The 26,791-nt window shown below is 46.3% G+C and carries 29 protein-coding genes, 5 tRNA genes, 4 rRNA genes and 1 pseudogene; 36 read left to right on the top strand and 3 right to left on the bottom strand.

The features are described 5' to 3' along the window. The first annotated feature begins 11 nt into the window (after positions 1-11). The 23 genes and pseudogenes from rpsH to ACQE26_RS03370 all read left to right on the top strand — a co-directional run bounded on the left by rpsH (position 12) and on the right by ACQE26_RS03370 (position 13,657). Entirely contained in the window at positions 12-410 is a 399-nt protein-coding gene (rpsH, locus tag ACQE26_RS03480; RefSeq protein WP_003156489.1) for a 30S ribosomal protein S8, read from the top strand. Positions 411-440: 30 nt separating this feature from the next. Then, a complete protein-coding gene (gene rplF / locus ACQE26_RS03475; RefSeq protein WP_060963745.1) occupies positions 441-980 on the top strand; it encodes a 50S ribosomal protein L6 in 540 nt (179 codons plus the stop codon). 33 nt (positions 981-1,013) lie between these two features. Then, positions 1,014-1,376: a 50S ribosomal protein L18 gene (gene rplR / locus ACQE26_RS03470; RefSeq protein WP_013350816.1), complete on the top strand. Its 363-nt coding sequence runs from the start codon at positions 1,014-1,016 to the stop codon at positions 1,374-1,376. A 24-nt stretch (positions 1,377-1,400) separates the two neighbouring features. After that, complete coding sequence (rpsE, locus tag ACQE26_RS03465; RefSeq protein WP_003328273.1) at positions 1,401-1,901, top strand: 30S ribosomal protein S5; 501 nt, start codon at positions 1,401-1,403, stop codon at positions 1,899-1,901. 13 nt (positions 1,902-1,914) lie between these two features. Continuing rightward, entirely contained in the window at positions 1,915-2,094 is a 180-nt protein-coding gene (gene rpmD / locus ACQE26_RS03460; protein ID WP_003156497.1) for a 50S ribosomal protein L30, read from the top strand. A 30-nt stretch (positions 2,095-2,124) separates the two neighbouring features. Further along, complete coding sequence (gene rplO, locus ACQE26_RS03455) at positions 2,125-2,565, top strand: 50S ribosomal protein L15 (protein WP_003156499.1); 441 nt, start codon at positions 2,125-2,127, stop codon at positions 2,563-2,565. Between the two features lies 1 nt (position 2,566). Next, positions 2,567-3,862, top strand: coding sequence for a preprotein translocase subunit SecY (secY, locus tag ACQE26_RS03450; RefSeq protein WP_016935898.1), 1,296 nt, complete (start codon positions 2,567-2,569; stop codon positions 3,860-3,862). 51 nt (positions 3,863-3,913) lie between these two features. Then, positions 3,914-4,567 (top strand): adenylate kinase, encoded by a 654-nt coding sequence (locus ACQE26_RS03445; protein ID WP_045927001.1) that lies wholly within the window; start codon positions 3,914-3,916, stop codon positions 4,565-4,567. Next, the gene (map, locus tag ACQE26_RS03440; protein ID WP_003156505.1) at positions 4,564-5,310 is read left to right on the top strand and encodes a type I methionyl aminopeptidase; all 747 of its coding nucleotides are present in this window, start codon (positions 4,564-4,566) and stop codon (positions 5,308-5,310) included. The genes ACQE26_RS03445 and map overlap by 4 nt, the downstream gene beginning before the upstream one ends. A gap of 64 nt (positions 5,311-5,374) precedes the next feature. Further along, positions 5,375-5,657: pseudogene (locus ACQE26_RS03435) on the top strand (KOW domain-containing RNA-binding protein). Beyond that, on the top strand, positions 5,635-5,853 hold the full coding sequence (gene infA, locus ACQE26_RS03430; protein ID WP_003156508.1) for a translation initiation factor IF-1: 219 nt from the start codon (positions 5,635-5,637) through the stop codon (positions 5,851-5,853). Before ACQE26_RS03435 ends, infA begins: the two are co-directional and overlap by 23 nt. A 33-nt stretch (positions 5,854-5,886) precedes the next feature. Continuing rightward, positions 5,887-6,000 carry a 50S ribosomal protein L36 gene (rpmJ, locus tag ACQE26_RS03425; RefSeq protein WP_003156543.1) on the top strand — a complete coding sequence of 38 codons (114 nt, stop codon included), beginning with the start codon at positions 5,887-5,889 and terminating at the stop codon, positions 5,998-6,000. Positions 6,001-6,022: 22 nt separating this feature from the next. Next, positions 6,023-6,388 (top strand): 30S ribosomal protein S13, encoded by a 366-nt coding sequence (gene rpsM / locus ACQE26_RS03420; RefSeq protein WP_003156545.1) that lies wholly within the window; start codon positions 6,023-6,025, stop codon positions 6,386-6,388. Positions 6,389-6,412: 24 nt separating this feature from the next. Beyond that, positions 6,413-6,808, top strand: coding sequence for a 30S ribosomal protein S11 (gene rpsK, locus ACQE26_RS03415; RefSeq protein ID WP_003156547.1), 396 nt, complete (start codon positions 6,413-6,415; stop codon positions 6,806-6,808). Positions 6,809-6,984: 176 nt separating this feature from the next. Beyond that, positions 6,985-7,929: a DNA-directed RNA polymerase subunit alpha gene (locus ACQE26_RS03410; protein ID WP_003156549.1), complete on the top strand. Its 945-nt coding sequence runs from the start codon at positions 6,985-6,987 to the stop codon at positions 7,927-7,929. Positions 7,930-8,006: 77 nt separating this feature from the next. Beyond that, positions 8,007-8,369 carry a 50S ribosomal protein L17 gene (gene rplQ / locus ACQE26_RS03405; RefSeq protein WP_003156550.1) on the top strand — a complete coding sequence of 121 codons (363 nt, stop codon included), beginning with the start codon at positions 8,007-8,009 and terminating at the stop codon, positions 8,367-8,369. A 131-nt stretch (positions 8,370-8,500) separates the two neighbouring features. Beyond that, complete coding sequence (locus tag ACQE26_RS03400) at positions 8,501-9,346, top strand: energy-coupling factor ABC transporter ATP-binding protein (RefSeq protein WP_500470690.1); 846 nt, start codon at positions 8,501-8,503, stop codon at positions 9,344-9,346. Then, a complete protein-coding gene (locus ACQE26_RS03395; protein WP_500470689.1) occupies positions 9,322-10,191 on the top strand; it encodes an energy-coupling factor ABC transporter ATP-binding protein in 870 nt (289 codons plus the stop codon). The genes ACQE26_RS03400 and ACQE26_RS03395 overlap by 25 nt, the downstream gene beginning before the upstream one ends. Further along, positions 10,188-10,985, top strand: a complete 798-nt coding sequence (locus tag ACQE26_RS03390; protein WP_500470688.1) for an energy-coupling factor transporter transmembrane component T family protein — start codon at positions 10,188-10,190, stop codon at positions 10,983-10,985. Before ACQE26_RS03395 ends, ACQE26_RS03390 begins: the two co-directional genes overlap by 4 nt. Before the next feature lie 12 nt (positions 10,986-10,997). Continuing rightward, positions 10,998-11,741 (top strand): tRNA pseudouridine(38-40) synthase TruA, encoded by a 744-nt coding sequence (truA, locus tag ACQE26_RS03385; RefSeq protein ID WP_016935893.1) that lies wholly within the window; start codon positions 10,998-11,000, stop codon positions 11,739-11,741. Between the two features lie 159 nt (positions 11,742-11,900). Then, positions 11,901-12,338 carry a 50S ribosomal protein L13 gene (gene rplM / locus ACQE26_RS03380; protein ID WP_003156556.1) on the top strand — a complete coding sequence of 146 codons (438 nt, stop codon included), beginning with the start codon at positions 11,901-11,903 and terminating at the stop codon, positions 12,336-12,338. A 20-nt stretch (positions 12,339-12,358) separates the two neighbouring features. Then, positions 12,359-12,751, top strand: a complete 393-nt coding sequence (gene rpsI / locus ACQE26_RS03375) for a 30S ribosomal protein S9 (protein WP_438421089.1) — start codon at positions 12,359-12,361, stop codon at positions 12,749-12,751. 138 nt (positions 12,752-12,889) lie between these two features. After that, the gene (locus ACQE26_RS03370) at positions 12,890-13,657 is read left to right on the top strand and encodes a class I SAM-dependent methyltransferase (RefSeq protein ID WP_500470687.1); all 768 of its coding nucleotides are present in this window, start codon (positions 12,890-12,892) and stop codon (positions 13,655-13,657) included. A gap of 40 nt (positions 13,658-13,697) precedes the next feature. On the opposite strand, the gene ACQE26_RS03365 is transcribed toward ACQE26_RS03370, so the two are convergent. Next, a complete protein-coding gene (locus ACQE26_RS03365; protein ID WP_500470686.1) occupies positions 13,698-14,144 on the bottom strand; it encodes a DinB family protein in 447 nt (148 codons plus the stop codon). Positions 14,145-14,275: 131 nt separating this feature from the next. Here ACQE26_RS03365 and ACQE26_RS03360 point away from each other — a divergent pair, with 131 nt between their 5' ends. The 3 genes from ACQE26_RS03360 (at position 14,276) to salA (ending at position 16,625) form a co-directional block, all read left to right on the top strand. Continuing rightward, positions 14,276-14,719 carry a DUF2521 family protein gene (locus ACQE26_RS03360; protein ID WP_029575198.1) on the top strand — a complete coding sequence of 148 codons (444 nt, stop codon included), beginning with the start codon at positions 14,276-14,278 and terminating at the stop codon, positions 14,717-14,719. A gap of 60 nt (positions 14,720-14,779) precedes the next feature. Beyond that, entirely contained in the window at positions 14,780-15,493 is a 714-nt protein-coding gene (gene cwlD / locus ACQE26_RS03355) for an N-acetylmuramoyl-L-alanine amidase CwlD (protein ID WP_016935889.1), read from the top strand. Between the two features lie 79 nt (positions 15,494-15,572). Then, positions 15,573-16,625 (top strand): iron-sulfur carrier protein/transcriptional regulator SalA, encoded by a 1,053-nt coding sequence (gene salA / locus ACQE26_RS03350; RefSeq protein WP_500470685.1) that lies wholly within the window; start codon positions 15,573-15,575, stop codon positions 16,623-16,625. A 35-nt stretch (positions 16,626-16,660) separates the two neighbouring features. Here the strand turns inward: salA and gerD are convergent, their stop codons facing one another. Then, complete coding sequence (gene gerD / locus ACQE26_RS03345) at positions 16,661-17,215, bottom strand: spore germination lipoprotein GerD (RefSeq protein WP_016935887.1); 555 nt, start codon at positions 17,213-17,215, stop codon at positions 16,661-16,663. A gap of 107 nt (positions 17,216-17,322) precedes the next feature. Between gerD and kbaA the strand changes: the two genes are divergently transcribed. Beyond that, positions 17,323-17,919, top strand: a complete 597-nt coding sequence (gene kbaA, locus ACQE26_RS03340) for a KinB-signaling pathway activation protein (RefSeq protein WP_007410420.1) — start codon at positions 17,323-17,325, stop codon at positions 17,917-17,919. A 1-nt stretch (position 17,920) separates the two neighbouring features. On the opposite strand, the gene pdaB is transcribed toward kbaA, so the two are convergent. Next, the gene (gene pdaB / locus ACQE26_RS03335; RefSeq protein WP_500470683.1) at positions 17,921-18,685 is read right to left on the bottom strand and encodes a polysaccharide deacetylase family sporulation protein PdaB; all 765 of its coding nucleotides are present in this window, start codon (positions 18,683-18,685) and stop codon (positions 17,921-17,923) included. Positions 18,686-19,026: 341 nt separating this feature from the next. On the opposite strand from pdaB, the gene ACQE26_RS03330 reads away from it, so the two are divergent. The 9 genes from ACQE26_RS03330 (at position 19,027) to ACQE26_RS03290 (ending at position 26,711) form a co-directional block, all read left to right on the top strand. Then, a 16S ribosomal RNA gene (locus ACQE26_RS03330) occupies positions 19,027-20,576 on the top strand. 174 nt (positions 20,577-20,750) lie between these two features. Next, positions 20,751-23,679, top strand: a 23S ribosomal RNA gene (locus ACQE26_RS03325). 51 nt (positions 23,680-23,730) lie between these two features. Next, positions 23,731-23,846, top strand: a 5S ribosomal RNA gene (rrf, locus tag ACQE26_RS03320). 45 nt (positions 23,847-23,891) lie between these two features. Further along, a tRNA-Asn gene (locus tag ACQE26_RS03315) sits at positions 23,892-23,966 on the top strand. A gap of 2 nt (positions 23,967-23,968) precedes the next feature. Next, a tRNA-Thr gene (locus ACQE26_RS03310) sits at positions 23,969-24,041 on the top strand. 503 nt (positions 24,042-24,544) lie between these two features. Then, a tRNA-Gly gene (locus ACQE26_RS03305) sits at positions 24,545-24,619 on the top strand. Positions 24,620-24,628: 9 nt separating this feature from the next. After that, positions 24,629-24,705: transfer RNA gene (locus ACQE26_RS03300), tRNA-Arg, on the top strand. Between the two features lie 16 nt (positions 24,706-24,721). Further along, positions 24,722-24,798 (top strand) — tRNA-Pro (locus ACQE26_RS03295). Between the two features lie 363 nt (positions 24,799-25,161). Beyond that, positions 25,162-26,711: ribosomal RNA gene (locus tag ACQE26_RS03290) — 16S ribosomal RNA — on the top strand. The 16S, 23S and 5S rRNA genes sit together here with 5 tRNA genes alongside, the layout of an rRNA operon. Positions 26,712-26,791: the final 80 nt, after the last annotated feature.

Below are 26,791 nucleotides of genomic sequence, written 5' to 3'. Positions count from 1 at the left end.
GTAATTATATAATGGTTATGACAGATCCAATTGCAGATATGCTGACTCGTATTCGCAATGCAAACATGGTACGTCATGAGAAGCTTGAAATTCCTGCTTCTAAATTGAAAAGAGAAATTGCTGACATTTTAAAGCGTGAAGGTTTCATTCGTGACGTTGAGTTCGTAGAAGACAGCAAACAAGGTATCATCCGCGTTTTCTTGAAATACGGACAAAACAACGAGCGCGTTATCACTGGTCTTAAAAGAATCAGCAAACCAGGTTTGCGTGTATACGCTAAATCAAATGAAGTACCTCGCGTACTTAACGGTCTTGGAATTGCGATTATTTCTACATCACAAGGTGTTTTAACGGACAAAGAAGCCCGTGCAAAACAAGCTGGTGGAGAAGTTCTAGCATACGTTTGGTAAGAAGTTTAACAAGAATGGAGGTGTTTTAGTATGTCTCGTGTAGGTAAAAAACTGCTTGAGATCCCATCTGGAGTTACAGTAACGCTGAACGAAGGCAACACTGTAGCTGTAAAAGGACCAAAAGGAGAATTAACTCGTACTTTCCATCCTGATATGGAAATCAAAATTGAGGACAACGTGCTTACAGTCACTCGTCCTTCTGATCATAAAGAGCACCGTGCGTTGCATGGTACGACTCGCAGTCTGCTTGGAAACATGGTTGAAGGCGTATCTAAAGGATTTGAAAGAGGTTTGGAATTAGTCGGTGTCGGTTATCGTGCGGCTAAATCCGGTAACAAACTTGTTTTAAACGTTGGATACTCTCACCCTGTTGAGATGGTTCCTGAAGAGGGCATCGAAATCGAAGTTCCTTCTCAAACAAAAGTAGTTGTAAAAGGTACAGACAAAGAGCGTGTAGGAGCTACTGCTGCTAACATCCGCGCTGTACGTTCTCCAGAGCCTTACAAAGGTAAAGGAATCCGCTACGAAGGTGAAGTTGTTCGCCGTAAAGAAGGTAAATCTGCTAAGTAAGACCGCTTAAAGTGAAGAAAGGAGTGACCAAGGATGATTACGAAAACTAGCAAAAATGCTGCTCGTCAAAAAAGACATGCTCGTGTTCGTGCTAAACTTTCAGGCACAGCTGAAAGACCTCGTCTGAATGTGTTCCGTTCAAACAAACACATTTATGCTCAAATCATCGATGATGTAAATGGCGTTACACTTGTTAGTGCCTCTACTCTCGACAAAGATTTGAACGTGGAAAGCACTGGTGACAGCGCTGCTGCTGCTAAAGTCGGTGAACTCGTTGCGAAACGCGCTTCTGAGAAAGGTGTTTCTGACGTAGTATTTGACCGCGGCGGATACTTATACCATGGACGTGTAAAAGCTCTGGCCGATGCAGCTCGTGAAGCCGGACTGAAATTTTAATAAAAAAAGGAGGGACACATGATTATGCGTCGTATTGACCCAAGCAAATTAGAGTTAGAAGAACGCTTAGTTACGGTTAACCGCGTAGCGAAAGTTGTTAAAGGTGGTCGTCGTTTCCGTTTCGCAGCTCTAGTCGTTGTCGGTGACAAAAACGGTCACGTAGGTTTCGGTACTGGTAAAGCACAAGAAGTACCTGAAGCAATCCGCAAAGCTGTTGAAGATGCGAAAAAGAATTTGATTGAAGTACCAATGGTTGGAACTACGATTCCACACGAAATCATCGGACGTTTCGGTGCAGGCAATATCTTGTTGAAACCTGCTTCTGAAGGTACTGGAGTTATCGCTGGAGGCCCTGTACGTGCGGTACTTGAGCTTGCTGGCGTTGCTGATATCCTTTCTAAGTCTTTAGGTTCTAACACACCGATCAACATGATCCGTGCAACACTTCAAGGTTTAAGTGAGCTTAAACGTGCCGAAGATGTTGCGAAGCTTCGTGGAAAATCTGTAGAAGAACTGTTAGGATAAGGAGGGAACATTAATGGCTAAATTAGAAATTACCCTCAAACGCAGTGTAATCGGTCGCCCGGAAGATCAGCGCGTTACTGTCAGAACACTTGGTTTAAAGAAAACAAACCAAACTGTCGTTCATGAAGATAACGCTGCGATCCGCGGTATGATTAATAAAGTATCTCATCTAGTTTCTGTTAAAGAACAATAAAAATAAATTATAGGCTAAGGAGGTGTCCTAATGAAACTTCATGAATTAAAGCCTTCAGAAGGTTCACGCAAAGTGCGCAATCGCGTAGGTCGTGGTATTGGTTCTGGTAACGGTAAAACAGCTGGTAAAGGTCACAAAGGTCAAAACGCTCGTTCCGGCGGCGGTGTGCGCCCTGGATTCGAGGGGGGACAAATGCCTTTATTCCAACGTCTTCCTAAGCGTGGTTTTACAAACATCAACCGCAAGGAATACGCTATTGTGAACGTAGACAAATTGAACGGTTTTGCGGAAGGAACGGAAGTCACTCCTGAACTTCTTCTTGAGACTGGTGTTATTAGCAAACTAAATGCAGGAGTAAAGATTCTTGGCAACGGTAAATTAGAGAAAAAATTAACTGTAAAAGCCAATAAATTCTCTGCTTCTGCGAAAGAAGCTGTTGAAGCTGCTGGCGGTACAGCTGAGGTGATCTAACTTGTTTAAGACAATCTCCAACTTTATGCGTGTGAGTGATATTCGGAATAAAATCATTTTCACATTACTCATGCTTATCGTCTTTCGCATAGGTGCGTTTATCCCTGTGCCATATGTTAATGCTCAGGCGTTACAGACACAAAGTTCGATGGGGGTTTTTGATCTCCTTAATACATTTGGCGGCGGTGCGCTTTATCAGTTCTCCATCTTTGCGATGGGAATTACGCCTTACATCACTGCTTCGATCATCATTCAGCTGCTTCAGATGGATGTTGTGCCGAAGTTTACCGAGTGGTCTAAGCAAGGTGAAGTCGGCCGCCGTAAATTAGCTCAGTTCACGAGATATTCTACGATTGTGCTTGGTTTTATCCAGGCATTAGGTATGTCTTACGGGTTTAACAACCTGGCAAACGGTATGCTGATTGAGAAATCCGGCATATCGACATATCTGATTATTGCTTTAGTACTCACTGGAGGAACTGCTTTTTTAATGTGGCTGGGAGAACAAATTACTTCCAATGGAGTAGGAAACGGAATTTCGATCATCATCTTCGCGGGGATTGTGGCTAGTATTCCGAAAACTGTTGGGCAGATTTATGAGACTCAATTTGTCGGCAGCAGCGATCAGCTGTTTATTCATATTGTGAAAATCGCCTTACTGGTGATTGCGATTTTGGCCGTAATTGTTGGTGTTATTTTCATTCAGCAGGCCGTACGCAAAATCGCGATTCAATATGCAAAAGGGCAAGGTCGTTCACCTGCTGGCGGAGGCCAGTCAACTCACCTTCCGCTTAAAGTGAATCCGGCAGGGGTTATTCCGGTAATCTTTGCGGTTGCGTTTCTTATAACGCCGCGTACTATCGCGTCATTTTTCGGAACAAACGATGTGACAAAGTGGATTCAAGCCAACTTTGACAATACACATCCGGTGGGCATGACGGTTTATGTCGCATTAATTATCGCCTTTACGTACTTCTATGCTTTTGTGCAGGTAAACCCTGAACAAATGGCAGATAACCTTAAAAAACAGGGTGGCTATATCCCGGGGGTTCGTCCAGGGAAAATGACTCAAGATAGAATTACGAGCATTTTGTATCGACTTACGTTTGTGGGTTCTATATTCTTAGCCGTGATTTCCATTCTTCCTATCTTTTTCATTCAATTCGCTGGATTGCCTCAAAGTGCACAGATTGGCGGAACATCTTTGTTAATTGTCGTGGGGGTAGCCTTGGAGACAATGAAGCAGCTGGAGAGCCAGTTAGTGAAACGTAATTACCGAGGATTTATGAAAAATTAGAGGACTGGTTTTAACCATTCCTCTAAATAAGAGAGGACGGGGGAAATCCGAATGAACTTAGTCTTAATGGGACTTCCTGGAGCCGGTAAAGGCACACAGGGAGAACGAATTGTTGAGGATTATGGGATACCTCATATCTCAACGGGAGATATGTTCCGTGCTGCTATGAAAGAAGAAACACCACTCGGACTCGAAGCAAAGTCTTATATCGATAAAGGCGAGCTCGTACCGGACGAAGTCACAATCGGCATTGTCAAAGAAAGACTCGGCAAAGATGATTGTGAAAGAGGTTTTCTTCTGGACGGATTTCCGCGAACAGTCGCTCAGGCTGAAGCTCTTGAAAACATTCTTGAGGAATACGGCAAGCCGATTGATTATGTCATTAACATTAAAGTAGACAAAGACTCTTTAATGGAACGTTTGACTGGACGCAGAATTTGCAGTGTTTGCGGCACAACCTATCATTTGGTTTTCAATCCGCCGAAAACGCCGGGTGTTTGTGATAAAGACGGAGGAGACCTTTATCAACGGGCAGATGATAATGAGGAAACCGTCTCAAAACGGCTTGAGGTCAACATGAAGCAGACTCAGCCTTTACTGGATTTTTACTCCGGGAAAGGATATCTTGTCAACGTCAATGGCCAGCAGGACATTAATGACGTGTACAAAGATGTGAAAGAGCTTCTTGGAGGATTGAGCAAATGATTATCTGTAAGACCCCTCGTGAGCTTAGCATCATGCGGGAAGCAGGGCGAATCGTGGCTTTGACTCATGAAGAGATGAAAAAGCACATTAAACCAGGCATCTCGACAAAAGAATTGGATCAAATTGCCGAACGTTTTATTGAGAAGCAGGGTGCAATCCCATCTTTTAAGGGGTATAATGGGTTTCGCGGGAGCATCTGTGTATCAGTTAATGAAGAACTCGTTCATGGAATTCCCGGTAAAAGGGTTTTGCGTGACGGTGACATTATCAGCATTGATATCGGTGCTAAATTAAATGGTTATCATGGTGACTCTGCTTGGACATATCCGGTAGGAAACATCAGTGATGATGATAAACGACTGCTGGAAGTGACAGAGGAGTCTTTATATAAAGGCTTGAAGGAAGCAAAACCAGGTGAACGTTTGTCGAATATTTCCCACGCAATACAAACGTATGTCGAAAATGAGCAGTTTTCAGTTGTTAGGGAGTATGTCGGACATGGTGTTGGTCAAGACTTGCATGAGGATCCGCAAATTCCTCATTACGGTCCGCCAAACAAAGGACCTAGGCTGAAGCCTGGTATGGTTCTCGCTATAGAACCGATGGTTAACGCTGGCAGCCGGTATGTGAAAACATTGGCTGATAACTGGACGGTTGTAACGGTAGATGGGAAAAAGTGTGCTCATTTTGAACATACGATTGCGATTACGGAAACGGGTTTTGATATACTGACAAAAGTCTAGATGATGAAATGAATTCCGTGACACATGTTTTTCATTCCGCACCTGGGCAGATTGTAGGTTTACAATTGGTCGGAGGAAAAACCGGCTAGCTGCTGTTATCGGAATGACGATTCATCATCATGTACTAAAGCAGACGGAGAAAAGCGTACATTTCATTCTCCTTAGAAAAAGAATATCAATCATTCACCCTTTATGATTGCGTATCTCCGGAAGTTCAGAACAGTATAAACGAAACAGGGCGTGTGACAAACGGATAACTGAGATTTTCTCTTTTGAAATTTGTCAGAGAGCAAGTTACTGATTTGAAGAAGGGAGAACACTTGAATGGCGAAAGACGATGTAATTGAAGTGGAAGGTACGATAGTCGAAACTCTGCCAAACGCGATGTTCAAAGTTGAACTCGAAAATGGCCATACGGTTTTGGCTCACGTATCTGGTAAAATCCGCATGCACTTCATTCGCATTTTACCTGGAGACAAAGTTACGGTAGAATTATCTCCATATGACTTAACTCGTGGCAGGATTACGTACCGTTACAAATAAAGCACTCCGGAAACTGAAGGAGGTTGGAAACACATGAAAGTGAGACCATCAGTTAAACCAATCTGCGAGAAATGTAAAGTTATTCGCAGAAAAGGAAAAGTAATGGTGATCTGTGAAAATCCAAAGCATAAACAAAAACAAGGATAATTAATAAGGAGGTGCCCAGAGAATGGCTCGTATTGCTGGTGTAGATATCCCACGTGACAAACGTGTTGTTATTTCTTTAACATATGTCTTCGGAATTGGCCGCACAACGGCTCAGCAAGTCTTGAAAGAGGCTGGTGTTTCTGAAGATACTCGTGTGCGTGATCTTACTGAAGAAGAACTTGGTAAAATCCGTGATGTTATTGACAAACTGAAAGTAGAAGGTGACCTTCGCCGTGAAGTTTCTCTTAACATCAAGCGTCTGATCGAAATCGGAAGCTACCGCGGAATCCGCCATCGCAGAGGTTTGCCTGTTCGCGGACAAAACTCTAAAAACAATGCGCGTACTCGTAAAGGTCCGCGTCGTACTGTAGCTAACAAGAAAAAATAAGTAAGTAAGGGAGGTACCTAAACAATGGCTGCTGCTCGTAAACAAAACACGCGTAAACGTCGCGTGAAAAAGAATATTGAGTCAGGAATCGCTCATATTCGTTCAACTTTCAATAACACGATCGTTACGATCACTGATACTCATGGTAATGCTATTTCTTGGTCAAGTGCCGGAGCTCTAGGATTCAGAGGTTCTCGTAAATCTACTCCTTTTGCTGCGCAAATGGCTGCTGAAACAGCTGCTAAAGGTTCAATCGAACACGGACTTAAAACTCTTGAAGTAACTGTTAAAGGACCAGGTTCTGGCCGTGAAGCTGCAATCCGTGCTTTACAAGCTGCCGGACTTGAAGTTACAGCTATCAGAGACGTAACTCCTGTTCCTCATAATGGATGCCGTCCACCAAAACGTCGCCGCGTGTAATTTGTTTGTATAGATTTTGTGTCCCTGTCAATAATGGGTTATGATACAGTTATTTATGAAACGAATGCACCGACTCGTTGCCTGAGCACATACGGGACTAAACAATGGGGAATTTCGGATGGAATCTCATATGATTCTATTCGAGGTTTCGACGTTTTGAAGGAGGGTTTTAAGTAATGATCGAGATTGAAAAACCAAAAATCGAAACGGTTGAAATCAGCGACGATGCCAAATTTGGTAAGTTTGTCGTAGAGCCGCTTGAGCGTGGATATGGTACAACTCTGGGTAACTCCTTACGTCGTATCCTCTTATCCTCACTCCCTGGTGCCGCTGTAACATCGATCCAGATAGATGGTGTACTGCACGAATTCTCGACAATCGAAGGCGTTGTGGAAGATGTTACAACGATAATCTTGCACATTAAAAAGCTTGCATTGAAAATCTACTCTGATGAAGAGAAGACGCTCGAAATTGATGTACAGGGTGAAGGAACTGTCACAGCAGCTGATATTACACACGACAGCGATGTTGAAATCCTTAATCCGGATCTTCATATCGCGACTCTTGGTGAGAATGCGAGTTTCCGAGTTCGCCTTACTGCACAAAGAGGACGTGGGTATACACCTGCTGATTCGAACAAAAGAGACGATCAGCCAATCGGCGTGATTCCGATCGATTCAATCTTTACGCCAGTTTCTCGTTTATCTTATCAGGTAGAAAACACTCGTGTAGGCCAGGTTGCAAACTATGACAAACTTACACTTGATGTTTGGACTGACGGAAGCACTGGACCGAAGGAAGCAATTGCTCTCGGTTCTAAGATTTTAACTGAACACCTTAATATATTCGTTGGTTTAACTGACGAAGCTCAGCATGCTGAAATCATGGTTGAAAAAGAAGAGGATCAAAAGGAAAAAGTTCTTGAAATGACGATTGAGGAACTTGATCTTTCTGTCCGTTCTTACAACTGCTTGAAGCGTGCGGGCATTAACACGGTTCAAGAACTTGCGAACAAGACGGAAGAAGATATGATGAAAGTTCGCAACCTGGGACGCAAATCACTTGAAGAAGTGAAAGCGAAACTAGAAGAACTTGGACTCGGCCTTCGCAAAGACGATTGATCTAGTTTCCATGTGAACTAGGATTTTCGTGTGTTTTTTATTTAGAAACAGCATTCCATTAAAGGAGGGGACATCACATGTCATACAGAAAACTAGGACGTACGAGTTCACAGCGTAAAGCTATGCTTCGTGATCTTACAACAGATTTGATCATCAACGAAAGAATTGAAACAACTGAAACACGTGCGAAAGAACTTCGCTCTGTTGTTGAAAAGATGATCACTCTTGGTAAGCGCGGTGACTTGCATGCTCGTCGTCAAGCTGCTGCATACATTCGCAACGAGGTTGCAAATGAAGAAAATAACCAAGATGCACTTCAAAAATTATTCTCTGACATTGCAACTCGTTACGAGGAGCGCCAAGGCGGATACACACGTATTATGAAGCTTGGTCCTCGCCGTGGTGACGGTGCACCAATGGCAATCATCGAATTGGTTTAATCACATATTTTTGTGTATCTAAAGAAGGGCGGGACAGTTTCTAACTGGATCTATGCCCTTTTTTTAGATACCAGAACTTTTTATTATGAGACAGAAAAGCAGAGCTATAGCTGAGAGGAGGCCAGGCACCCGTGGATCAAAAACAGCTTATATCCGTAAAAGACATCTTATTTCGATACCGCAAAGATGCAGAAAGACCGGCGCTGGACGGTGTGAGTCTGGAGGTATACGAAGGAGAATGGCTTGCTATCGTAGGCCACAACGGTTCAGGGAAGTCGACTTTGGCCAGAGCGCTGAACGGACTGATTTTGCCTGAGGCCGGAGATATTGAAGTCGGCGGCATCAAACTGACTGAAGATACCGTGTGGGATGTGCGAAAAAAAATAGGGATGGTCTTTCAGAATCCCGATAACCAATTTGTCGGAACAACGGTTCGCGATGATGTGGCTTTTGGTTTAGAAAACAATGGTGTTCCGCGCGAAGAAATGATCGAGAGAGTAGATTGGGCTGTCAAACAAGTCAATATGCAGGATTTTCTTGATCAAGAGCCGCACCATCTCTCCGGAGGTCAAAAACAAAGAGTGGCGATCGCAGGGATTATTGCTGCGCGTCCTGATATTATGATTTTGGATGAAGCGACATCCATGCTTGACCCGATCGGGAGAGAAGAAGTCCTTGATACTGTCAGACGCTTAAAAGATCAGGGCATGGCCACCGTCATTTCGATTACACATGACCTGGAAGAAGCCGCAAGGGCGGACAGAATCATTGTAATGAACGGCGGCAGGAAGTATGCAGAAGGCCCGCCTGAAGAGATTTTTAAATTAAATGAAGACTTGGTTCGCATCGGTCTTGATTTGCCTTTCTCATTCCAGCTCAGCCTGCTTTTGAAAGAAAGCGGACTGGCGTTAACGAAAAACCATCTGACTCAGGAAGGGCTGGTGAATGAGCTGTGGACATTAAAATCAAAGATGTAGAACATCGCTATCAAATGAAGACACCGTTTGAACGGCTTGCTCTGTATGATATCAATGCCGTGATAAAAGAGGGCAGCTATGTGGCCGTCATCGGGCATACAGGGTCGGGCAAATCGACGCTCTTACAGCATTTAAACGGTTTGCTGAGACCTACTAAAGGGCAGCTTGAACTCGGCAGCACGATTTTGGCAGCCGGTAAAAAGAATAAAAATCTTAAGACTTTGCGGAAAAAAGTCGGAATCGTTTTCCAATTTCCCGAACATCAGCTGTTTGAGGAGACTGTGCTGAAGGACATCTCATTCGGACCGATGAATTTCGGTGTGAAAAAAGAAGACGCTGAACGAAAGGCGAAAGAGATGCTGGAGCTTGTGGGCCTCCCGGAAGACATTTTGGATCGTTCGCCGTTTGAGCTTAGCGGCGGTCAGATGCGCAGAGTGGCGATTGCGGGCGTTCTCGCGATGGAGCCGGAAGTGCTGGTTTTGGATGAACCGACGGCCGGCCTTGATCCGAGAGGGCGCCAGGGCATTATGGACATGTTCTATGCGCTTCATAAGCGTGGGAACCTGACTACTGTTCTCGTCACCCACAGTATGGAGGATGCCGCCCGCTATGCCGACGAGATGATCGTCATGCATAAAGGAACCATTAAAGCGACGGGAAGTCCGCGCGACTTGTTTGCAAAAGGTGAAGAGATGGCCGAAATGGGTCTGGATCTTCCTGAATCGGTGAAGTTTCAGAGACGGCTTGAGACGGCTCTCGGCGTCAAGTATGAGAAACCCATGCTGACCCTGCAGGATGCCGCCAGCGAAATTAAGGCTTTCTTTCAGGAGGAAAAGGACCAATGATGGACAGCATGATTATCGGAAAGTATGTTCCCGGTTCATCGCTTATTCACCGGTTGGACCCGCGAACAAAACTTGTCAGCATCTTTCTTTTTGTATGTATCGTCTTTTTGGCAAACAACGTGCAGACGTACGCTTTGCTCGGTTTATTTACATTTGGGGTGATCGCCTTAACGCGAGTGCCTTTCAGCTTTTTACTGAAGGGGCTTAAGCCGATTATCTGGATTGTGGCGTTTACGTTTTTACTGCACATCTTCATGACGCATGAAGGGTCTGTCATTTTTCAGCTTGGCTGGTTTAAAGTATATGAGGGCGGACTTATACAGGGGATTTTTATCTCTCTCCGTTTCGTCTATCTCATCTTTATGACGACGCTGCTGACGCTGACGACAACGCCGATTGAAATAACGGATGGAATGGAGCGGCTCTTGAATCCATTTAAAAAGGTGAAGCTGCCCGTACACGAACTCGCGTTAATGATGTCGATTTCGCTGCGCTTTATCCCGACGCTGATGGAAGAGACGGATAAAATCATGAAGGCGCAAATGGCGAGGGGGGCGGATTTTACAAGCGGTCCGGTGAAAGACAGAATCAAAGCTGTTGTTCCGCTGCTTGTTCCGCTGTTTGTCAGCGCCTTTAAACGCGCGGAAGAGCTCGCGGTCGCCATGGAGGCGAGAGGCTACCAGGGCGGTGAGGGGAGAACGAAATACAGAAAGCTTGTCTGGACCGGCAAGGATACCGGAGCTATTCTGCTCATCATCGTATTAGCCGTATTATTGTTTTTCTTAAGAAGTTAGAGGTGCTGCTGAATGAGAATGAAATGTACCATTGCTTATGACGGGCATTTGTTTAACGGATATCAGGTTCAGCCTGGAAAACGGACCGTTCAAAGTGAATTGGAAAAGGCGCTCGCCGTCATCCACAAAACGGACGGCAGGGTGCCTGTCATCTCATCGGGCCGCACTGACAGCGATGTTCATGCTGCCGGGCAGGTCATTCATTTTGATACGCCGCTGTCCATTCCGGCTGAAAAATGGCCGTTTGCGCTCAATGCCCTGCTGCCTGATGATATTGCCGTCAAAACAGCAGAGATTGCGGATGATGGGTTCCATGCACGATTTAGCGCAGTCCAAAAGGAATATCGCTACTTTGTATATACGGAGAAACACCCGGACGTATTTAAACGACATTACGCTTACCATTTTGCATATCAGCTTAATGTGCAGAAAATGAGGGAAGCTTCAAGGCACCTCATCGGGACACATGATTTCACAAGTTTTTGCGCGGCTGATACCGCGGTTCAGGATAAAGTCAGAACAGTTTACGAACTGGATTGGACTGAGACCGGAGACGGCCTGCAAATGCGGATCACCGGAAACGGATTTCTGTATAATATGGTCAGAATCATTGCCGGAACGTTATTGGACACAGGAACTGGAAAATTTTCTCCTGATGATGTAAAAGCAATGCTGGAAGCGAAGGATCGCGAAGCCGCGGGGCGCACCGCACCGGGGCACGGGCTGTATTTATGGAGCGTTTGCTATGACAACTAAACCAGGTGTAACATTTTCTTGACAGAGTCTGCATAAAGTTATAAGATATCATATGGTATGTATTTCAACCCCACGATAAGCCCCGGAACTTATTGTGTTGTGAAATAGAACGTAACAGAAGTTTATTGAAAATGACAGATCATTTAGGAGGGAAATTCAATGCGTACAACACCTATGGCTAACGCAAGTACTATTGAACGCAAGTGGTTAGTTGTTGATGCAGCAGGCAAGACTTTAGGACGTCTTTCTACAGAAGTTGCATCTATCCTTCGCGGAAAACACAAACCGACTTACACACCGCACGTTGATACTGGAGATCATGTGATCATCATCAACGCTGAAAAAATCGAGTTAACTGGTAAAAAGTTAACTGATAAAATCTACTACCGTCACACAATGCACCCAGGCGGTCTGAAATCAAGAACTGCTCTTGAAATGCGTACAAACTACCCTGAGAAAATGCTTGAGCTTGCTATCAAAGGCATGCTTCCAAAAGGTTCTCTAGGTCGTCAAATGTTCAAAAAATTGAACGTATACCGTGGTTCTGAGCATCCACATGAAGCACAAAAACCTGAAGTTTACGAACTTCGCGGTTAATTAAAAAGGAGGTTACCAATTTGGCACAGGTTCAATATTACGGTACTGGCCGTCGTAAAAGTTCTGTAGCGCGTGTGCGCTTAGTTCCAGGAGAAGGTCGTATCGTCGTTAATAATCGTGAAATCAGCGAGCACATTCCATCTCCAGCTCTAATCGAAGATATCAAACAACCATTAACTTTAACTGAAACAGCTGGTACTTATGATGTTTTAGTAAACGTACATGGAGGCGGCTTATCTGGTCAAGCTGGAGCAATCCGTCACGGTATCGCTCGTGCGTTGCTTGAAGCAGATCCAGAATACCGTGCAACACTTAAACGTGCTGGTCTTCTGACTCGTGACTCTCGTATGAAAGAACGTAAAAAATACGGTCTTAAAGGCGCTCGTCGTGCACCTCAGTTCTCAAAACGTTAATCGTTTTGGATTGCAAAAACCACAACTTCTTGGTTGTGGTTTTTTTGTATTTTTTTCTCATATCGAAGAGGTTATCCAATGTTTTTCTAGAATTGTTTTGTTATACTCTATTCATTACCAATAAGGAGCGCAGTTATAATGAATCAGTTAGCCATACATAACAGCAAGGCATGGGATAAAAAAGTCGAAACGGGCAATGAATGGACGGTTGCGGTTGATTCCCATACGATTGGGGAAGCGAAAAAAGGCAATTGGAGCATCAGAATGACCCCCGGGAAAGACGTGCCGGAGGATTGGTTCCCATCCATAGACGGTTTGAAGGTTCTTTGTCTCGCTTCAGGAGGAGGACAGCAAGGCCCGATGCTGGCTGCTGCAGGAGCTGATGTCACCGTCTTTGACAATTCGGAAAAGCAGCTTGCGCAAGACAGAATGGTTGCCGAACGGGATAACCTTACACTTCGGACTGTTAAAGGCAGCATGAATGATCTGAGCTGTTTTGATGATGAGTCATTTGATTTTATCGTGCATCCGGTATCGAATTGCTTTGTTGATTCAGTTCTTCCGGTATGGAAAGAAGCCTATCGCGTATTAAAAAAGGGCGGATCGTTAGTCTCCGGTTTTGTAAATCCCGTCGTGTTCTTATTTGATATGGATTTAGAGCAGGAGGGCGTCCTAAAAGTAAAGTATTCCATTCCGTTTTCGGATGAAAAAGATCTGAGCAAGAAAAAAGTACAGGAACTCATGGAGAATCATGAAGCATTTGAATTCGGCCATACGTTAGAGGATCAAATTAAAGGCCAGATTGACGCAGGCTTCATGGTTGCGGGCTTTTATGAGGACAAGGGCGGCCTCGTTCTGGATGAATACATTAATACATACTCCGTAACAAGAAGCATCAAAATATAAAAACAGCATCCCGTCATAGGTGCTGTTTTTTTGCAGCTTTTTACTGCAGGCGGCTGATCACATTAGCTGAAACCGGTTCTATTCCAATTTCTCTGGCCCAAACCGATAGTTGTCCCATATGGTGAATCTCATGCGCAAGGATGTGGCGGAGAATATCATCTTTATGAAAGGTTTGGTCCATCCAGCCTGGCTTAACAAGGTCCGTTCCTTTGCCGGAGACCGCTTGAATGACATCCTCCCGATACTGTTCAGAGAGCTTCCTGAGACCCTGTATGCTGGCATCATCAGACTCAGCGGGCAAAACATCAGCTTTACCTAAAATGGCACGAGCCCAGCTGATTTCGACATCAATGATATGAAATAAAGTCCGCAAGATGCTCTCCATTCCGCCCGTCCGGGATTTCGTCAGTTCCTCTCGGCTCAGCTTTTCACATATCGCAAACCACTCATCACGCACCGTCCAATTGTATTGAAACAGCTTTTTCATCACGTCACCTCTGCTCTTTATTCTCCCAGTTAACATGAAACCCCTTCATTTGGGAGGATTTCCACTATCAACAAAGCATGCTTTTTCCTTATTCCTTTCAAAATAACAGTAAAAAGGAGAGTGAAATGGCAATGGCAGAGGTTTTATCTTTTTCAGACGTGAAACGGCAGAAGGATTATGAGCTTGAGAAAAACTTACTCAAGGAGCTGTCACTGACGCAAATCATTCAATCCGTAAAAGCGTGTCTCACCCCCTTATTTCCCTTTTTTCAGGACGAAAACGGCATTCTCAGTGAAGGGTGCATAGACTTTGCAATCGAAGCGTATTTATTAGGCGGCCGGTTCGGCGTTTTTGGCTATTATGGTGAGTCCTTGCAGAGGGCAAACGCGCGTTCGGCTGAAGAAGAGGAAGAACTGACAGTCGATTTTTTTGAATATCTTTGCAATTGGACGCATGAGCAATATTCTTCCGTAGAACAAAAAGAAATCTATGAAGCGTCCTGCCGGTTTATCAACAGCTGGTGGACGGAAGGATTCCTGCAAAGAGAAAAACAATGTAAGCTCCGCATGAGGTAATCATAATTTCTTCCCTTGTCCCATACTTATTAATAACGGGGACAAGCGGGAGGGAAAAGTATGAGAAAAAAACTGAAATGGCTCGGTTTTTTACTTGGCTTTATCATATTATTGTGTTTATTCCGGTTTCAATTTCATAATGATGATTCCTGGCGGCCGTGGAGCCTGCCGCTGAGCGGGAAAATCATCTATCTCGATCCGGGACACGGCGGACCGGACGGCGGCGCCACGGGAGGCAGTCATCTTGAAAAAGATATTACTCTTGAGGTGGCCTCCAGGGTGAGAGACTATTTACAGGAGCAAGGGGCTTTGGTCATCATGACGCGAGAAACGGATACCGACTTGGCGCCTGAAGGGACGAAAGGCTACAGCAGACGCAAAGCGGAAGACCTTAGAAAGCGTGTGGAACTCATCAACCGTTCAGAGGCGGAGCTTTATATCAGCATTCATCTGAACGCCATACCGTCACCGAGATGGAGCGGCGCCCAAAGTTTTTACTATGGAAAATACGAAGAGAATGAAAAAGTGGCAAAGTATATACAAGATGAACTGAGAATTAACCTGGAGAATACGACGAGAAAGGCGAAACGGATACACGGCATATACTTAATGCAGAATGTAACCAAACCGGGCGCGCTGGTGGAGATCGGATTTTTATCCAATCCGGCAGAAGCGAAAAGGCTCGGCCAGCCAAAATATCAGGATATCATCGCTTCTTCCGTGTATAAGGGCGTATTGAGATACTTCACAGAGAAAGGAGACCCTCCAGAGTAAGGAGGGTTTTTCGCCGATTCTATAATTAATATATGGTATAATATCACTTGTAAACGAATACACAAAGGGTGAGGGTTCGATGATAAGAGAAGATGAAGTTAGAAATATAATCGGAAAAATGCGCGAACCTTTTCTTCATAGACCGCTGGGAGAATTGGATGCCGTTAAGGAAGTAAAGATCAAGCCGGAAAAACGGCATGTCAGTGTGAAAATTGCATTGGCAAAAACGGGGACGGCTGAGCAAATGAGCATTCAGCAAGAAATGGTATCTGTTCTGAAAGAAGCAGGAGCGGAAACTGTCGGTCTTCGGTTTGAAGAGCTGCCGGAAGAGACATTGGCGAAATTCAGCCAGCCGGCGTCTGAAAGTGAAACCTTACTGAATAGGAAACATCTGCCGGTCTTTCTGGCAGTGGCAAGCGGAAAAGGCGGGGTCGGCAAATCAACGGTTTCCGTCAATCTGGCCATTTCTCTTGCTCGGCTCGGCAAAAAAGTCGGTCTGATCGATGCGGATATATACGGATTCAGCGTGCCTGACATGATGGGTATTACAGTTCGTCCGACAGTAGAAGGAGAAAAACTGCTTCCTGTCGAAAGATTTGGAGTAAAGGTCATGTCTATGGGCTTTTTCGTCGAAGAAAACGCTCCAGTTGTTTGGAGAGGGCCTATGCTCGGTAAGATGCTGAACAATTTCTTCCATGAGGTTGACTGGGGAGAGGTTGACTATATCGTTCTCGATCTGCCGCCGGGTACGGGTGATGTTGCGCTCGATGTACACACGATGCTTCCGAGCTGCAAAGAGATTATCGTATCAACGCCGCACCCTACGGCTGCATTTGTAGCGGCGAGAGCGGGTTCTATGGCGATTAAGACAGATCATGAAGTTGTAGGGGTCATTGAAAATATGGCTTACTATGAAAGTGCAAAAACCGGCGAGAAAGAATATGTGTTCGGCCAAGGCGGAGGGGATAAGCTTGCAGAGGAATTGCAGGTGCCGCTGCTTGGCAGAATTCCTTTAAAACAGCCTGATTGGGACAAAGACCAGTTTGCGCCTTCTGTTTATGACAGAAGCCATCCGATCGGAGAAATTTATATGGGGATCGCCCAAAAAGTCACTGAAAAAACAGCTGAATAAAAAAGGGGCCGGGATCAATACGGCCCGGCCTTTTATTAGCTTTCTTTTTCTGAGCTTGAAGCCGCTTTTTTCAGTTCATCCTCAAATTGCTTTTTGAAAAGCGGGCTGGAAAGTGTCTCTGTAATCACATCTTCTAAGTAACTGCGGAATTTTTGGCTTTTCACCAGCTCGTAGTATTTTTTATCCATGCCGGGGTCCTGCATGATCTGCATAAAACTTTTCTGATAATCAGGGTCTTTCATCAGTTTTTTTATGATTTTTTCGTGCTCGGGCTGAAGTGTCTTTGCAAAGCTCTCGGCGAACTTTGAGTCTTCAAAGATGGTTTTCCAGAACTCCGCCCCTTTTTTAGAGGTGAGGGTTTTCTCTATTGTGCCTTTAATGGCATTCTGATCAATCACCAATGCCTCATTCATCGCATCGTCATTTAATATTTCCTTAATTGCTTTTTTTCCATCATCTGTTTTTAATATATCGACAACCATTTTTTTAGTCTGGTCATAATCCATATCCGCTGCTTGGTCTTTTGGAGCGCAAGCTGTTACAGATAATACAACAAAACAGCTTATCAATAGCGTTTTGGCTTTTGACATGCGTAAGCTCCTTCCTTACTTGTTCTTACTTTTAATATGATTCACCGGAATGGATTTATACATAACAAAATATCGCTGAACGCGATTGTCAGGGGGATGAATAAGAGATGAAAAGCCGCGGGCTTGTTCGATTTTTCTTTTCGATTTTAGCTGTGGGCGCTCTTATTACAAGCGTCGTGGGATTTGCACTGAAGTGGGGGGAGTACAAGGGGTTCTTTCTGAATTTTGAGGCCGGTCAGATTTTCTCCGTTCTGATCTGGTTTATCGGAGTAGGCATGATCTTCAGTGTGATCAGTCAAATGGGATTTTTCGTATTTTTGACAGTGCACCGTTTTGCCCTTGAAATCCTCAGATCAAGCTCGCTTTGGAATCTGCTTCAGCTGTTTATCATTCTGTTTGTTGCTTTTGATTTAATGTATGTGAGATTTTTGTTTTTTGGTGAGCGGGATGACTCGATTGCAGGGTTTGTCTGGCTTCCGCTTGCTCTTCTTGCTGTCGGCCTGTTGACGGCGTATATAAAACAAAAGCAGTCCTCAAAAAATACGTTCGTTTCATCATTATTTTTAATGGTCGTTATTACAGCGCTTGAATGGGTTCCTGCGTTAAGGGTGAATAATGAGGACTGGCTTTATTTGATGCTGATTCCGCTGATGGGCTGCAACGCATTTCAGCTTCTAATGCTGCCGAAGTTTGCCCAGAGGTAGCCTATTTCACTTCTGATGACTTGACATCAGTATTTGCGATCAGATCACCGACAGTCACGTTTTTAAGACCCTTTTGCTTTAAATTGTGAATGATGGCGGGGAGCGCTTCTTCCGTTTGCGTTGCTGAATCAGAAGCGTGCAGCAGAACAATGTCGCCGCCTTTTATATGACTGTTTACATTTTCAATGATCTTATCAGGGCCGGGATTTCTCCAATCCTGTGAGTTAATGCTGTAATGAACCACTGAATAGTGGTACTGCTGTGCAATGGTAAGAACCTTTTTATTAAATTGTCCGGTCGGCGGGCGGAGTAAATGAACATTCTTCACACCCATTTTCTTAAATGCTGTCTGGGCTCTAAGGATGTCCTTCTTGATGTCTTGATCCTCTAGACTGGTATAGTTCTTATACGCATAGCCCATGCTTCCGATTTGATGCCCGTCTTTAATCATACGTTCGACTGTGTCCGGGTGCCGTTCCGCCCAAGAAGCTGACAGAAAAAAAGTGGCGTTTTTAATGCCGTTTGCCTTTAGCGCGTTCAGAATCGGAACCGCCTTTTCATCGCCCCAGCTGATATCGAATGTTAATGCCACTTCGTCTAATTTCGTCTCCCCTTTAGAAATCGCTTTTGGACCGTTATCAGTTAAAAATACAGGAAGGGGGACAGCTCTCTGTATATAAAAAAAGCTGGCTGCTGCAAATGCGGCAATAATAATAATAAGCAGCTGTTTTATCCTTTTGATGTGCCACACGTAGAAGTGGTTCACTGATGACGCCTCCTTATCTTGTCCATGCTTGATTACATCGTATGCCGCAGCGGAGATGAATATAACGAATTATAGTTTTAAAAAAAGATGAAAAAAACACTTGCTATATTTAGCGGGTGCATGGTATATTATTAAACGTCGCTGATGAACAGCAGACAAAACAAAAAGCTTAGAAAACGACTTGAAAAAAGTTGTTGACATAAAAGAAGCTGAGTGGTAAGATAATAAAGCTGCTTCAACAAGCAGTAATGATCTTTGAAAACTAAACAAGACAAAACGTACCTGTTAATTCAAAGTTTTAAATAAATCGCACAGTGATGTGCGTAGTCAGTCAAACTACTTTATCGGAGAGTTTGATCCTGGCTCAGGACGAACGCTGGCGGCGTGCCTAATACATGCAAGTCGAGCGGACAGATGGGAGCTTGCTCCCTGATGTTAGCGGCGGACGGGTGAGTAACACGTGGGTAACCTGCCTGTAAGACTGGGATAACTCCGGGAAACCGGGGCTAATACCGGATGGTTGTTTGAACCGCATGGTTCAGACATAAAAGGTGGCTTCGGCTACCACTTACAGATGGACCCGCGGCGCATTAGCTAGTTGGTGAGGTAACGGCTCACCAAGGCGACGATGCGTAGCCGACCTGAGAGGGTGATCGGCCACACTGGGACTGAGACACGGCCCAGACTCCTACGGGAGGCAGCAGTAGGGAATCTTCCGCAATGGACGAAAGTCTGACGGAGCAACGCCGCGTGAGTGATGAAGGTTTTCGGATCGTAAAGCTCTGTTGTTAGGGAAGAACAAGTGCCGTTCAAATAGGGCGGCACCTTGACGGTACCTAACCAGAAAGCCACGGCTAACTACGTGCCAGCAGCCGCGGTAATACGTAGGTGGCAAGCGTTGTCCGGAATTATTGGGCGTAAAGGGCTCGCAGGCGGTTTCTTAAGTCTGATGTGAAAGCCCCCGGCTCAACCGGGGAGGGTCATTGGAAACTGGGGAACTTGAGTGCAGAAGAGGAGAGTGGAATTCCACGTGTAGCGGTGAAATGCGTAGAGATGTGGAGGAACACCAGTGGCGAAGGCGACTCTCTGGTCTGTAACTGACGCTGAGGAGCGAAAGCGTGGGGAGCGAACAGGATTAGATACCCTGGTAGTCCACGCCGTAAACGATGAGTGCTAAGTGTTAGGGGGTTTCCGCCCCTTAGTGCTGCAGCTAACGCATTAAGCACTCCGCCTGGGGAGTACGGTCGCAAGACTGAAACTCAAAGGAATTGACGGGGGCCCGCACAAGCGGTGGAGCATGTGGTTTAATTCGAAGCAACGCGAAGAACCTTACCAGGTCTTGACATCCTCTGACAATCCTAGAGATAGGACGTCCCCTTCGGGGGCAGAGTGACAGGTGGTGCATGGTTGTCGTCAGCTCGTGTCGTGAGATGTTGGGTTAAGTCCCGCAACGAGCGCAACCCTTGATCTTAGTTGCCAGCATTCAGTTGGGCACTCTAAGGTGACTGCCGGTGACAAACCGGAGGAAGGTGGGGATGACGTCAAATCATCATGCCCCTTATGACCTGGGCTACACACGTGCTACAATGGACAGAACAAAGGGCAGCGAAACCGCGAGGTTAAGCCAATCCCACAAATCTGTTCTCAGTTCGGATCGCAGTCTGCAACTCGACTGCGTGAAGCTGGAATCGCTAGTAATCGCGGATCAGCATGCCGCGGTGAATACGTTCCCGGGCCTTGTACACACCGCCCGTCACACCACGAGAGTTTGTAACACCCGAAGTCGGTGAGGTAACCTTTATGGAGCCAGCCGCCGAAGGTGGGACAGATGATTGGGGTGAAGTCGTAACAAGGTAGCCGTATCGGAAGGTGCGGCTGGATCACCTCCTTTCTAAGGATTTTAACGGAATATAAGACCTTGGGTCTTATAAACAGAACGTTCCCTGTCTTGTTTAGTTTTGAAGGATCATTCGATTCTTCGAGATAATGTTCTTTGAAAACTAGATAACAGAAGTAATTCACATTCAATTGTAATGCAAGAAATCACGTAGTGATTCTTTTTAACGGTTAAGTTAGAAAGGGCGCACGGTGGATGCCTTGGCACTAGGAGCCGATGAAGGACGGGACGAACACCGATATGCTTCGGGGAGCTGTAAGCAAGCTTTGATCCGGAGATTTCCGAATGGGGAAACCCACCACTCGTAATGGAGTGGTATCCATATCTGAATACATAGGATATGAGAAGGCAGACCCGGGGAACTGAAACATCTAAGTACCCGGAGGAAGAGAAAGCAAATGCGATTCCCTGAGTAGCGGCGAGCGAAACGGGATCAGCCCAAACCAAGAGGCTTGCCTCTTGGGGTTGTAGGACACTCTGTACGGAGTTACAAAAGAACGAGGTAGATGAAGAGGTCTGGAAAGGCCCGCCATAGGAGGTAACAGCCCTGTAGTCAAAACTTCGTTCTCTCCAGAGTGGATCCTGAGTACGGCGGAACACGTGAAATTCCGTCGGAATCCGGGAGGACCATCTCCCAAGGCTAAATACTCCCTAGTGACCGATAGTGAACCAGTACCGTGAGGGAAAGGTGAAAAGCACCCCGGAAGGGGAGTGAAATAGATCCTGAAACCGTGTGCCTACAAGTAGTCAGAGCCCGTTAACGGGTGATGGCGTGCCTTTTGTAGAATGAACCGGCGAGTTACGATCCCGTGCAAGGTTAAGCAGAAGATGCGGAGCCGCAGCGAAAGCGAGTCTGAATAGGGCGCATGAGTACGTGGTCGTAGACCCGAAACCAGGTGATCTACCCATGTCCAGGGTGAAGTTCAGGTAACACTGAATGGAGGCCCGAACCCACGCACGTTGAAAAGTGCGGGGATGAGGTGTGGGTAGGGGTGAAATGCCAATCGAACCTGGAGATAGCTGGTTCTCTCCGAAATAGCTTTAGGGCTAGCCTCAAGGTAAGAGTCTCGGAGGTAGAGCACTGATTGGACTAGGGGCCCCTACCGGGTTACCGAATTCAGTCAAACTCCGAATGCCGATGACTTATCCTTGGGAGTCAGACTGCGAGTGATAAGATCCGTAGTCGAAAGGGAAACAGCCCAGACCGCCAGCTAAGGTCCCAAAGTATACGTTAAGTGGAAAAGGATGTGGAGTTGCTTAGACAACCAGGATGTTGGCTTAGAAGCAGCCACCATTTAAAGAGTGCGTAATAGCTCACTGGTCGAGTGACTCTGCGCCGAAAATGTACCGGGGCTAAACGTATCACCGAAGCTGCGGACTGTTCTTCGAACAGTGGTAGGAGAGCGTTCTAAGGGCTGTGAAGCAAGACCGGAAGGACTTGTGGAGCGCTTAGAAGTGAGAATGCCGGTATGAGTAGCGAAAGACGGGTGAGAATCCCGTCCACCGAATGCCTAAGGTTTCCTGAGGAAGGCTCGTCCGCTCAGGGTTAGTCGGGACCTAAGCCGAGGCCGAAAGGCGTAGGCGATGGATAACAGGTTGATATTCCTGTACCACCTCCTCACCATTTGAGCAATGGGGGGACGCAGGAGGATAGGGTAAGCGCGGTATTGGATATCCGCGTCCAAGCAGTTAGGCTGGGAAATAGGCAAATCCGTTTCCCGTGAAGGCTGAGCTGTGATGGCGAGCGAATTATAGTAGCGAAGTTCCTGATTCCACACTGCCAAGAAAAGCCTCTAGCGAGGTGAGAGGTGCCCGTACCGCAAACCGACACAGGTAGGCGAGGAGAGAATCCTAAGGTGATCGAGAGAACTCTCGTTAAGGAACTCGGCAAAATGACCCCGTAACTTCGGGAGAAGGGGTGCTCTGTTAGGGTGCAAGCCCGAGAGAGCCGCAGTGAATAGGCCCAGGCGACTGTTTAGCAAAAACACAGGTCTCTGCGAAGCCGTAAGGCGAAGTATAGGGGCTGACGCCTGCCCGGTGCTGGAAGGTTAAGAGGAGCGCTTAGCGTAAGCGAAGGTGCGAATTGAAGCCCCAGTAAACGGCGGCCGTAACTATAACGGTCCTAAGGTAGCGAAATTCCTTGTCGGGTAAGTTCCGACCCGCACGAAAGGCGCAACGATCTGGGCACTGTCTCAACGAGAGACTCGGTGAAATTATAGTACCTGTGAAGATGCAGGTTACCCGCGACAGGACGGAAAGACCCCGTGGAGCTTTACTGCAGCCTGATATTGAATGTTGGTACAGCTTGTACAGGATAGGTAGGAGCCTTGGAAACCGGAGCGCCAGCTTCGGTGGAGGCATCGGTGGGATACTACCCTGGCTGTATTGACCTTCTAACCCGCCGCCCTTATCGGGCGGGGAGACAGTGTCAGGTGGGCAGTTTGACTGGGGCGGTCGCCTCCTAAAAGGTAACGGAGGCGCCCAAAGGTTCCCTCAGAATGGTTGGAAATCATTCGCAGAGTGTAAAGGCACAAGGGAGCTTGACTGCGAGACCTACAAGTCGAGCAGGGACGAAAGTCGGGCTTAGTGATCCGGTGGTTCCGCATGGAAGGGCCATCGCTCAACGGATAAAAGCTACCCCGGGGATAACAGGCTTATCTCCCCCAAGAGTCCACATCGACGGGGAGGTTTGGCACCTCGATGTCGGCTCATCGCATCCTGGGGCTGTAGTCGGTCCCAAGGGTTGGGCTGTTCGCCCATTAAAGCGGTACGCGAGCTGGGTTCAGAACGTCGTGAGACAGTTCGGTCCCTATCCGTCGCGGGCGCAGGAAATTTGAGAGGAGCTGTCCTTAGTACGAGAGGACCGGGATGGACGCACCGCTGGTGTACCAGTTGTTCTGCCAAGGGCATCGCTGGGTAGCTATGTGCGGACGGGATAAGTGCTGAAAGCATCTAAGCATGAAGCCCCCCTCAAGATGAGATTTCCCATTCCGCAAGGAAGTAAGATCCCTGAAAGATGATCAGGTTGATAGGTCTGAGGTGGAAGTGTGGCGACACATGGAGCTGACAGATACTAATCGATCGAGGACTTAACCATTTTTGAATGTATGCTTACTGTTATCTAGTTTTGAGAGAACACTCTCAATGGTTTGGTGGCGATAGCGAAGAGGTCACACCCGTTCCCATGCCGAACACGGAAGTTAAGCTCTTCAGCGCCGATGGTAGTCGGGGGTTTCCCCCTGTGAGAGTAGGACGCCGCCAAGCTTTTTGTTTTATCTACCATGTTTTTGTTTATGAAGCTTATAATATTCCGCAGTAGCTCAGTGGTAGAGCTATCGGCTGTTAACCGATCGGTCGTAGGTTCGAGTCCTACCTGCGGAGCCATTGCTTCCATAGCTCAGCAGGTAGAGCACTTCCATGGTAAGGAAGAGGTCAGCGGTTCGAGCCCGCTTGGAAGCTTATCTAAATACGTTGATCTGAAGCAGTTTCCGCGCGTTATGAAACTGTTATTTTTGTATTTAAATAGGCAAAGACCCTGTTACTGCTCTCCGCAGAAATTAAGGTGAAAATATAACAGCAGCCTTCTTAGGAAGTCTGCTTTCTTCATTTTCAAAGAGATATGGCTCCCGTGATATAAATAGCATAATTAGGTTAACTTAATTGTATGTATAATAGATCTAAGTAGTTTAATTTCTTGAATGGCCAAGTTCTGACCCAGAGAACGAAGTTTTCTTTTTTGCAGCCTTAGGTTAGTACAGATTTAGATTATTATTAAATTGTTAAACGGTATTGACTTTTATCAAAACCCTGATATAATTACTTTTGTCATAATGCACTGTATGAATTTCCGGATATGCTTTTGCTTTAGATTAAGCAGAGAGCTACACCGGTTGGAGCATAACTGAGTTTTCCTTTTTCTGATGCTGTTGTTTTTATTTTGAACAGTTCATTATTTATTTCTTGCGGAAGTAGTTCAGTGGTAGAACATCACCTTGCCAAGGTGGGGGTCGCGGGTTCGAATCCCGTCTTCCGCTCCATTTATTTTTGCGCCCGTAGCTCAATTGGATAGAGCGTTTGACTACGGATCAAAAGGTTAGGGGTTCGACTCCTCTCGGGCGCGCCATAATGCACTTGAAAATCGGGAAGTAGCTCAGCTTGGTAGAGCACATGGTTTGGGACCATGGGGTCGCAGGTTCGAATCCTGTCTTCCCGACCATTCTCAAACTTTAAGATAATGTACTGATTATATTTTTTCTCTTTATTTCAAAAAACACTTGATTTATAGAGAGATAGCATGGTATATTATTAAACGTCGCTGATGAACAGCAGACAAAACAAAAAGCTTCGAAAACGACTTGAAAAAAGTTGTTGACATAAAAGAAGCTGAGTGGTAAGATAATAAAGCTGCTTCAACAAGCGGTGATGATCTTTGAAAACTAAACAAGACAAAACGTACCTGTTAATTCAAAGTTTTAAATAAATCGTACAGCGATGTGCGTAGTCAGTCAAACTAAGGTCTGCACGATGCAGATCACACAGACGTTACTGCAGGATGCAGTGAACTTAGTCTGTGATCCATTTATCGGAGAGTTTGATCCTGGCTCAGGACGAACGCTGGCGGCGTGCCTAATACATGCAAGTCGAGCGGACAGATGGGAGCTTGCTCCCTGATGTTAGCGGCGGACGGGTGAGTAACACGTGGGTAACCTGCCTGTAAGACTGGGATAACTCCGGGAAACCGGGGCTAATACCGGATGGTTGTTTGAACCGCATGGTTCAGACATAAAAGGTGGCTTCGGCTACCACTTACAGATGGACCCGCGGCGCATTAGCTAGTTGGTGAGGTAACGGCTCACCAAGGCGACGATGCGTAGCCGACCTGAGAGGGTGATCGGCCACACTGGGACTGAGACACGGCCCAGACTCCTACGGGAGGCAGCAGTAGGGAATCTTCCGCAATGGACGAAAGTCTGACGGAGCAACGCCGCGTGAGTGATGAAGGTTTTCGGATCGTAAAGCTCTGTTGTTAGGGAAGAACAAGTGCCGTTCAAATAGGGCGGCACCTTGACGGTACCTAACCAGAAAGCCACGGCTAACTACGTGCCAGCAGCCGCGGTAATACGTAGGTGGCAAGCGTTGTCCGGAATTATTGGGCGTAAAGGGCTCGCAGGCGGTTTCTTAAGTCTGATGTGAAAGCCCCCGGCTCAACCGGGGAGGGTCATTGGAAACTGGGGAACTTGAGTGCAGAAGAGGAGAGTGGAATTCCACGTGTAGCGGTGAAATGCGTAGAGATGTGGAGGAACACCAGTGGCGAAGGCGACTCTCTGGTCTGTAACTGACGCTGAGGAGCGAAAGCGTGGGGAGCGAACAGGATTAGATACCCTGGTAGTCCACGCCGTAAACGATGAGTGCTAAGTGTTAGGGGGTTTCCGCCCCTTAGTGCTGCAGCTAACGCATTAAGCACTCCGCCTGGGGAGTACGGTCGCAAGACTGAAACTCAAAGGAATTGACGGGGGCCCGCACAAGCGGTGGAGCATGTGGTTTAATTCGAAGCAACGCGAAGAACCTTACCAGGTCTTGACATCCTCTGACAATCCTAGAGATAGGACGTCCCCTTCGGGGGCAGAGTGACAGGTGGTGCATGGTTGTCGTCAGCTCGTGTCGTGAGATGTTGGGTTAAGTCCCGCAACGAGCGCAACCCTTGATCTTAGTTGCCAGCATTCAGTTGGGCACTCTAAGGTGACTGCCGGTGACAAACCGGAGGAAGGTGGGGATGACGTCAAATCATCATGCCCCTTATGACCTGGGCTACACACGTGCTACAATGGACAGAACAAAGGGCAGCGAAACCGCGAGGTTAAGCCAATCCCACAAATCTGTTCTCAGTTCGGATCGCAGTCTGCAACTCGACTGCGTGAAGCTGGAATCGCTAGTAATCGCGGATCAGCATGCCGCGGTGAATACGTTCCCGGGCCTTGTACACACCGCCCGTCACACCACGAGAGTTTGTAACACCCGAAGTCGGTGAGGTAACCTTTATGGAGCCAGCCGCCGAAGGTGGGACAGATGATTGGGGTGAAGTCGTAACAAGGTAGCCGTATCGGAAGGTGCGGCTGGATCACCTCCTTTCTAAGGATTTTAACGGAATATAAGACCTTGGGTCTTATAAACAGAACGTTCCCTGTCTTGTTTAGTTTTGAAGGATCATT

The sequence above is a fragment of the Bacillus sp. 5RYD7K genome, assembly GCF_059831465.1.
This window is presented reverse-complemented; position numbering and strand designations above follow the sequence as displayed.